Raw genomic sequence first — 1,869 nt, 5'->3', positions numbered from 1 at the left:
GGCCACCACGGCGAACCCCACCGCCGCCACCAGCGCCCCGGCCCGCACGACCGCCACGGCCCCGAACCGCCGCACCCCGACGTCCCCGACCGTCCGCCCCAGCAGCGTGGTGACCATGTAGACGTTGTACGGAACGGTCGCCAGCTGCTCCGAGCCGCCCAGCACGTCCTGGAGGTACTTCGCGCTCCAGTTGGACACCGTCGAGTCCCCGATGTATGCCACCGTCATCACCAGGCACAACGGCACCAGCCATCCGAGCCCGACGGCCGCGCCCTTCCCCGCCGCGCCTCCGGGCGCCGCGCCCTCCGTCCCCGGTCCGTCGCCCCCGTCGACGTACCACCGGCTCCCGGCCAGCGCGGCCGGCAGCAGCACCAGCACCACCGGCAGGTACGACACCCACAGCGCCAGCCCCTCGTGCGCCCCCACCCAGGCGAGCGACGCCCCTGCGATCCCGCCCAGGCTGTACGCGGCGTGGAACCCGAGCATGATGCTGCGCCCGTACGCCCGCTGCAGACTCACCCCGAGCATGTTCATCGAGGCGTCCAGCGCCCCCACGGCCAGTCCGAAGGCGGCCAGCGCCACGCCCAGTCCGGCCAGGTGCTCCCCCGCACCGACCCCGAGCAGCGCCAGCAGCACCACCGGCTGCGACCACCGCAGCACCCGGCTCGGCGGCACCCGCCTCACCAGCCGCTCCGTCGCGACGCTCCCGATGCCGGCCAGGATCGGCACGGCGGCGAGGAAGGCGGGCAGCAGCGCGTCGGAGACCCCGTACCGGTCCTGGATGGCCGGAATCCGCGTCACGAGCAGGGCGAAGGCGACGCCCTGGACGAGGAAGCCGAACGCCAGTGAGAGCCTGCCGCGCCGCAGCACATCAGTCATGGCGGCGAGCGTAGGGCTCCGGCGTACCCGTGGGTAGATCCGGCCAAAGATGAATCGGGTTCAGTTTCCGCGTCGGTCCCTGCTCCGGTGCTCGCTCCGGTCTCCGTCGAGCAGCTCGGTCAACTCCCGCATGTTCCCGAAGAGTCGAGTGGTCCCGACGAGCTTCTCCGCGGGCGTCATCGCGGTGAACCCGTACACGTCCATCCCGGCCGCGACCGCCGCCCGGACGCCCAGCGGGCTGTCCTCGACGACCACGCACCGGTCGGGTGCGACCCCCATCCGCTCGGCCGCGTACAGGAACAGATCCGGCGCCGGCTTCCCCCGCCCCACGTCCTGCGAACTGAAGATCCGCGCATCGTCGAACCAGCGGTCGAGCCCCGTCGCCCGGTGCCCCACCCGGATCCGCTCATGACTCCCGGAGGAGGCCACGCAGTACGGCACCGCGTCCTCGGTCAGTCGCTCGAGCACGTCCACGGCACCCGTCACCGGTTTCAACTCCCGCTCGAAGGCCGCGAAGACCCGAGCGTGGAACACGTCGTCGAAGTCCGCCGGCAACCGCCGCCCGGTCCGCTCCGCGACGAGGTCGTGCACACGATGCATGGCGGAACCCATGTAGTCGCGGATGGAGTCCTCGTACGACGTGGGATGCCCGAGCTCGGTGAGGTAGCCGGCGAGGAGCCGGTTGGAGATGGGCTCGCTGTCGACGAGAACACCGTCGTTGTCGAAGATGACGAGGTCATAGCGCATGACCCGACCCTAAACGCAGAAATCCCCCGTGCCGAATGGCACGGGGGATTTCTCAATTATTGTTCGGCGGCGTCCTACTCTCCCACAGGGTCCCCCCTGCAGTACCATCGGCGCGGTAGGGCTTAGCTTCCGGGTTCGGAATGTAACCGGGCGTTTCCCCTACGCTATGACCACCGAAACACTATGAAACTGACAACCGGCGGCATGCCACGGCCGTGGCACGGGGTCGTTCGTGGTTTCAGA

General features: G+C 70.1%; 2 protein-coding genes and 1 rRNA gene. All 3 read right to left on the bottom strand.

Translation table 11 applies throughout. The annotated features are described in order from the left end of the window. Positions 1-918 (bottom strand): MFS transporter (locus B7L92_RS21925; RefSeq protein ID WP_368656263.1); only part of this gene is annotated, 918 nt, incomplete at its 3' end. A 21-nt stretch (positions 919-939) separates the two neighbouring features. After that, positions 940-1,626 (bottom strand): HAD family hydrolase, encoded by a 687-nt coding sequence (locus B7L92_RS21920; RefSeq protein WP_081239184.1) that lies wholly within the window; start codon positions 1,624-1,626, stop codon positions 940-942. Positions 1,627-1,687: 61 nt separating this feature from the next. Beyond that, a 5S ribosomal RNA gene (gene rrf, locus B7L92_RS21915) occupies positions 1,688-1,804 on the bottom strand. Positions 1,805-1,869: the final 65 nt, after the last annotated feature.

The sequence above is a fragment of the Streptomyces viridosporus genome (assembly GCF_002078235.1).
Taxonomy (GTDB): Bacteria; Actinomycetota; Actinomycetes; order Streptomycetales; family Streptomycetaceae; genus Streptomyces; species Streptomyces viridosporus.
This window is presented reverse-complemented; position numbering and strand designations above follow the sequence as displayed.